Origin of the sequence: Streptomyces sp. NPDC089915 (genome assembly GCF_040684675.1) — a bacterium.
In the GTDB taxonomy this organism is placed as follows: domain Bacteria; phylum Actinomycetota; class Actinomycetes; order Streptomycetales; family Streptomycetaceae; genus Streptomyces.
The window spans coordinates 1-5,688 of record NZ_JBFBGN010000228.1; the positions used below are offsets into that span (position 1 = coordinate 1).

Annotated in this window: 5 protein-coding genes; 2 read left to right on the forward strand and 3 right to left on the reverse strand. The window is 74.8% G+C overall.

What is annotated here, in order from left to right:
• On the reverse strand, positions 1–1,136 hold a 1,136-nt coding region (locus tag AB0O29_RS33745), incomplete at its 3' end, for a DUF5925 domain-containing protein (RefSeq protein WP_365159605.1).
• A 206-nt stretch (positions 1,137–1,342) separates the two neighbouring features.
• Here AB0O29_RS33745 and AB0O29_RS33750 point away from each other — a divergent pair.
• The gene (locus tag AB0O29_RS33750) at positions 1,343–2,143 is read left to right on the forward strand and encodes an SGNH/GDSL hydrolase family protein (RefSeq protein ID WP_365159614.1); all 801 of its coding nucleotides are present in this window, start codon (positions 1,343–1,345) and stop codon (positions 2,141–2,143) included.
• Here the strand turns inward: AB0O29_RS33750 and AB0O29_RS33755 are convergent.
• A complete protein-coding gene (locus AB0O29_RS33755) occupies positions 2,140–3,699 on the reverse strand; it encodes a serine/threonine-protein kinase (RefSeq protein WP_365159617.1) in 1,560 nt (519 codons plus the stop codon). The genes AB0O29_RS33750 and AB0O29_RS33755 overlap by 4 nt on opposite strands.
• A 353-nt stretch (positions 3,700–4,052) precedes the next feature.
• Here AB0O29_RS33755 and AB0O29_RS33760 point away from each other — a divergent pair, with 353 nt between their 5' ends.
• Complete coding sequence (locus tag AB0O29_RS33760; protein WP_365159608.1) at positions 4,053–4,322, forward strand: hypothetical protein; 270 nt, start codon at positions 4,053–4,055, stop codon at positions 4,320–4,322.
• A 115-nt stretch (positions 4,323–4,437) separates the two neighbouring features.
• Here the strand turns inward: AB0O29_RS33760 and AB0O29_RS33765 are convergent, their stop codons facing one another.
• Entirely contained in the window at positions 4,438–5,634 is a 1,197-nt protein-coding gene (locus AB0O29_RS33765; RefSeq protein ID WP_365159611.1) for a CaiB/BaiF CoA-transferase family protein, read from the reverse strand.
• Between the last annotated feature and the right edge of the window lie 54 nt (positions 5,635–5,688).

The window sequence follows — 5,688 nt, forward strand, 5'->3', positions numbered from 1 at the left end:
GTGGTGTGACCACATCCGCACCGTACGCCCTCGACTCCCGCATGCGGAGCCCGCGAAGTGCCGCCCCGGCGGCGCGGGCCCGGGGCCGCCGCCGGCCCCGTCCCCCGCCGGAGGGCGAAGAGTTCCGCCAGGGTCGCCCCCTCCCGGGACACCCCCTCGTCGGTCCCGAGCCAGTCCGCCGCCTCCCGGTGCGTCAGCCGGCCCACCTCGATGCGGGCCAGGCAGCGCCCCGGCCGGACCACCGCCGGGTGCAGCCGCTCCAGGTCCTCGTTGGTCGTGACCCCGACGAGCACGTTCCGGCCCTGTCCCAGCAGCCCGTCCGTCAGGTTCAGCAGCCGCGACAGCGCCTGCCCCGCCGTGTGCCGCGCCTCGCCGCGGATCAGCTCGTCGCAGTCCTCCAGCAGCAGCAGCCGCCAGCGCCCCTTCGCGGTGCCCTCGTCCTCGCCGATCGCGATGTCCATCAGGTAGCCCACGTCGTTGAACAGCCGCTCCGGGTCCAGGACGCAGTCCACCTGGCACCAGTCCCGCCACGACCGGGCCAGCGTCCGCAGCGCGGAGGTCTTCCCCGTCCCCGGCGGCCCGTGCAACAGCAGCAGCCGCCCCGCGATGTCGTCCGGGGTGACCTTCATCAGCCGGTCCATCGCCGCCGCCACCGGCGCCGTGTAGTTCGGCCGCACCTCGGCCCAGGTGCCGGCCGAGATCTGCCGGGTCGTCCGGTACGGGCCCCGGCGCGGGGAGACGTACCAGAAGCCCATCGTGACGTTCTCCGGCTGCGGTTCGGGCTCGTCCTGCGCCCCGTCCGTGGCCTGGCCGAGCACCCGCTGCGCGAGCTCCTCGCTGACGGCGGTGACCGTCACGTCCGCGCCCCGGCTCCAGCGGGAGACCAGCACCGTCCAGCCCTCGCCCTCGGCGAGCGTGGCGCTGCGGTCGGTGTCGCGGGCCGAGCGGAGCACGGTGGCGTGCGGGGGCAGCAGGGTGGCCTCCGTCTTCACCCGCTCGATGGTGACGCTCTGCGCGTACGGCTGCTCGCCGGTCGCGAACCGGCCGAGGAAGAGCGCGTCGACGACATCCGACGGAGAGTCACTGTCGTCCACGTGGAGCCGGATCGGCAGCGCGTCATGCGGGTCTGCTGGCATGGCGCCCATGATCCGGCACGAACTGCCCGCCCGCACCCGTGTTTCGCCGGATCGAGTGGACGGGTTCCCTCTTCAAACGCATCGGGCGTGAAGATTCCGGCGCCGGTCCCACCCCGAAAATTCTTGGCATGAACACTTCCGGCCAACCCCGGCTGCTTGTACCAACGACTGAGGAGTAACCCCCACAAGGAGCCGCACACATGAGCATGAGATTGCACCGCGTCGCCGCCCTCACCTCCTCCCTGCTGCTCGCCGCGGGCGCCGCCCTGTTCGGCGCCGGTCAGGCCGCCGCCTCGGCCGACTTCGGCTACGTCGCCCTCGGCGACTCGTACTCCTCCGGCGTCGGCGCCGGCAACTACGACTCGGCCAGCGGCGACTGCAAGCGCACCACCCGGGCCTACCCTGCCCTGTGGGCCGCCGCCCACGCCCCGCAGAGCTTCGCCTTCACCGCCTGCTCGGGCGCCCGCACCGGGGACGTCCTCTCCGGCCAGCTCGGCCCGCTCAACTCCGGCACCGACCTGGTCAGCATCACCATCGGCGGCAACGACGCCGGCTTCTCCGACGTGATGACGACCTGCGTCCTCCAGTCCGAGTCCACCTGTGTCAACCGCGTCAACCAGGCCAAGGCGTACGTGGACTCCACCCTCCCCGGCCAGCTCGACCGGGTCTACGACGCGATCCGCGGCCGCGCCCCCTCCGCCAAGGTGGTCGTGCTCGGCTATCCCCGCTTCTACAAGCTGAACGGCAGCTGCGTCGCCGGCCTCACCGAGGGCGAGCGCACCGCCATCAACGGCGCCTCCGACTACCTCAACGCCGCCATCGCCAAGCGCGCCGCCGACCACGGCTTCACCTTCGCCTCGGTCGTCGGGGCCTTCACCGGCCACGAGATCTGCTCCGGCGACGCCTGGCTGCACAGCGTCAACTGGGCCAACATCGGCGAGTCGTACCACCCCACCGCCACCGGACAGTCCGGCGGCTACCTCCCGGTGTTCAGCGGCAAGGCCTAGGAAACGGCCGCCGGGCTCCCCGTCGGCGCCGGCCCGGACGGCGGCGCCGACGTCCCGGCGGGCGGGCCCGAGGGGCTCGCCGGAGGGGGAGTGGAGGCCCCGCCCGTCGGGGTCTCCCTCTCGCACGCGACGGAGAACTCCAGCCAGGGCGAGGTCTTCAGCTGAGGTGCGCGCACCTCCAGCCGCACCGAGTCCCGCACGTCCTCGCCCGTGGCCCCCACCGGCTCGTCGTGGTTCAGCTGACGGGTCCGCGCCCCGCCCGCCTCGTAGGTGATGCTCTGCCAGGGGTCCGCGGACGTGGACCCGTCGAGCCTCGCCCAGCGGTACTCCACCACGGCCGGGGTCACCGCCACCTCGATGGTCCCGGTGAACGAGGGCGTGCCCGTCCGGGGCGGCGGGCAGCTCCCGGCGTAGGCGGCCCGCAGGGTGTGGACGTACAGGGTGACGTTCTGCGCGGGCCCCGTGGTCGCCGGCGGGGACGGGGAGGGGGAGGCCGGGGCCGGAGCGGACCGCGAGGGCTCGGGCCCTCCGGCCGGCCCGGCCGCGCCGTCCCCGCCCCCGGTCTCGCGCAGCAGCAGCCACACCAGCAGGACCAGCACCGCCAGCAGCACCAGGATGCCGACGGTCAGCACCACCCCGGCCCCGCTCCCCGCCGGAGGCTGCCCCGGCGAGGGCGCGGCGGGGCCCGGGTCCCCTTCGTACGGCCCCTCGTACGGCCCCCCGCGCGGCCCCTCGTAAGGCCCCGCCGCCACGGCCGTCGGCGCCTCGGGGTCCCACCGGGGCCCGCCCGGGTCCCGTACGGCGCCGCCCGCGCCGATGATGCGCAGCATCCGGGCGGCCTCCGCCGCGGGCAGCCGCGCGGCGGGGTCCTTGCGCAGCAGCCCCTCCAGCACCGGCTCCAGCGGACCGGCCCGCCGGGGCGGCGGCGGCTCCCCGTCCACCACGGCCTCCAGCGTGGCCACCGGGGTATCCCGCAGGAACGGCGAGACCCCCTCAACGGCCGCGTACAGCATCACCCCGAGCGACCACAGGTCCGACTCGGGACCGGGATCGCGCCCCAGCGCCCGTTCCGGCGCCAGGTACTCGGGGGAGCCGACCACCTCGCCCGTCATCGTGATCGGCGAGGAGCCCGCCAGGCTCGCGATGCCGAAGTCGCTCAGCACCACCCGGCCGTCGTTGGCGATCAGCACGTTCGCGGGCTTCACGTCCCGGTGCAGCACCCCCGCCTCGTGCGCCGAGCGCAGCGCCGCCAGCACCTGCTCGCCGAGGTGCGCGGTCCGCTGCGGGGTCATCGGCCCCTCGCCCTCCAGCACCTCCGCCAGCGAGAGCCCGCGCACCAGCTCCATCACGATCCAGGGCCGGCCCTCCTCGGAGGCCACGTCGTAGACCGTGACCACCCCGCGGTGCGAGACCCGGGCCGAGGCCCACGCCTCCCGTTCCAGCCGCCGGTACAGCCGCGCGACCTCGGCCGGGTCCAGGCCGGCGGGCGCGCGCACCTCCTTGACCGCGACCTCCCGGGCCAGCACCTCGTCCCGGGCGCGCCACACGACGCCCATGCCGCCGCGGCCCAGCGGACCGAGCAGCCGGTACCGCCCGGCGATGACACGCCCGGGCTCCCCGCTTTCGTTCGCACTCACGCGATTCCCCCCTGTGTCACGAGGTGATCACTCCAAGTTAGCGCAGCGGGGGCCCGGCGGCCCCCGTCGTGACGACACTCTCCACAGCCCCTCACGGAGCGTGTTCCCAAGTGCCGCATCTCGTACCGAGAGTGACGGTCGACTCCGCTGAGTAATCGTCAACTACCCGTACCCACAGGGGTAATTCACACCACCGGGATACCCGAGGACATAGTGCAGGCGATAGGGTTACCCTGCCCGGGCCGGGTGCCTTCGTACGGGTGGGGAGAGACATGGAACAGATAACGATGCGCAGCAGGCCGCCCCGCGTGCCTGCCATCACCTGCGGGAGCAGTGCGACCAGCTCGCGCCTCGACCGCCATCTCGCCGTGCTGGGCGGCCCCGCCGTCCCGCGCCACGAGGTGGCCGAGGCGACCCTGCTGATGCGCGAGCTCACCTCGCGCGACCACACCCACGTCCAGCGGAGCCGCAGCGCGCGCGTCGCGCTGTTCGCCCCGCTGCGCAGGCTGCGGCGCACCCTCTTCGGCAGCCGTCGCGCCTAACGGCCCCCGGCGACCGTCCCCGTAGCGCGGCCGGCCCGTCCGGCCGCACCCGGCCCCGTCCCCTCCGTCCGGTGTCCTCCGGCGCTCACCGCGCCGGAGCCCCGGCACTCCGGCCTCAGGCGACCACACCGTCCCCGCGCAGTTCCGCGATCCGCTCACCCGTCATCCCCAGGGCGCGCAGCAGGGCATCGGTGTGCTCGCCGAGCGCGGGCACCGCTCCCATCCGCGCCTCCGCGCCACCCGGCAGGCCGATCGGCGGCAGCAGCGCCCGCAGTGGGCCCGCCGGGGTGTCCACCTCCCGCCAGCGGTCCCGCGCCGCCAGCTGCGGGTGCCCGGCCAGCTGCGCCACCGAGTTGAGCCGCGCGCAGGCGATCCCGGCCGCCTCCAGCCGCCGCACCGCCTCCTCGGCCCCGAGCTTGCCCAGCGCCCCGGCCACCGCCGCGTCGGTGTCCTCCCGCCCCCGGGTACGGGCCGCGTTGGTCGCGTACGCCGGATCCTCGGCCAGCTCCGGCCGTTCCAGCACCTCGCGGGCCAGCCGCCGCCACTCGCGGTCGTTCTGCACCGACAGCAGGACCCGGTCCCCGTCGGCCGTCGCGTACGCGTCGTACGGCGCGATCACGGCGTGCGCCAGGCCCGTCCGCACGGGCTGCTCCCCGCCGTGCATCGTGTGGTGCAGCGGGTGCCCCATCCACTCGGCCAGCGACTCCAGCATCGAGATCTCCACCGGCCCGCCGCGCCCGGTGGTCCCGCGCCGCAGCAGCGCCGCGAGCACCCCGGAGAAGGCGTACATGGCGGCCGCGATGTCGGCCGCCGGGATCCCCGCCTTCACGGGCCGCTCCGGGGTCCCGGTCACCGAGACCAGTCCCGCCTCGCACTGCACGAGCATGTCGTAGGCGCGCTTGTGGGCGTACGGGCCCCCGTCGCCGTAACCGGACACGTCCACGGCGACCAGCCGCGGGTAGCGGGCGCACAGCGCGGCAGCGTCGAGCCCGAGGCGGGCGGCGGCCCCCTGGGCGAGGTTCTGCACGAACACGTCGGCGTCCTGGAGCAGGCCGTGCAGCACCTCCAGTCCGCGCGGGTCCTTCAGGTCCAGGGCGAGGGACTCCTTGCCCCGGTTGGCCCAGACGAAATGCGAGGCCAGGCCCCCGGCGGCGGTGTCGTAGGCACGCGCGAAGTCGCCGCCGTCGGGACGCTCCACCTTGATCACCCGGGCGCCGAGATCGGCGAGCTGACGGGTGGCGAAGGGCGCGGAGACGGCCTGTTCGACGGCGACGACGGTGATTCCGGCGAGCGGGAGGGGTTCGGTAGCCATGGGCCCTGCCTACCGGGTGGGGGCCGGGTCTGTCACCCCCCTGCCCGGCCGGGG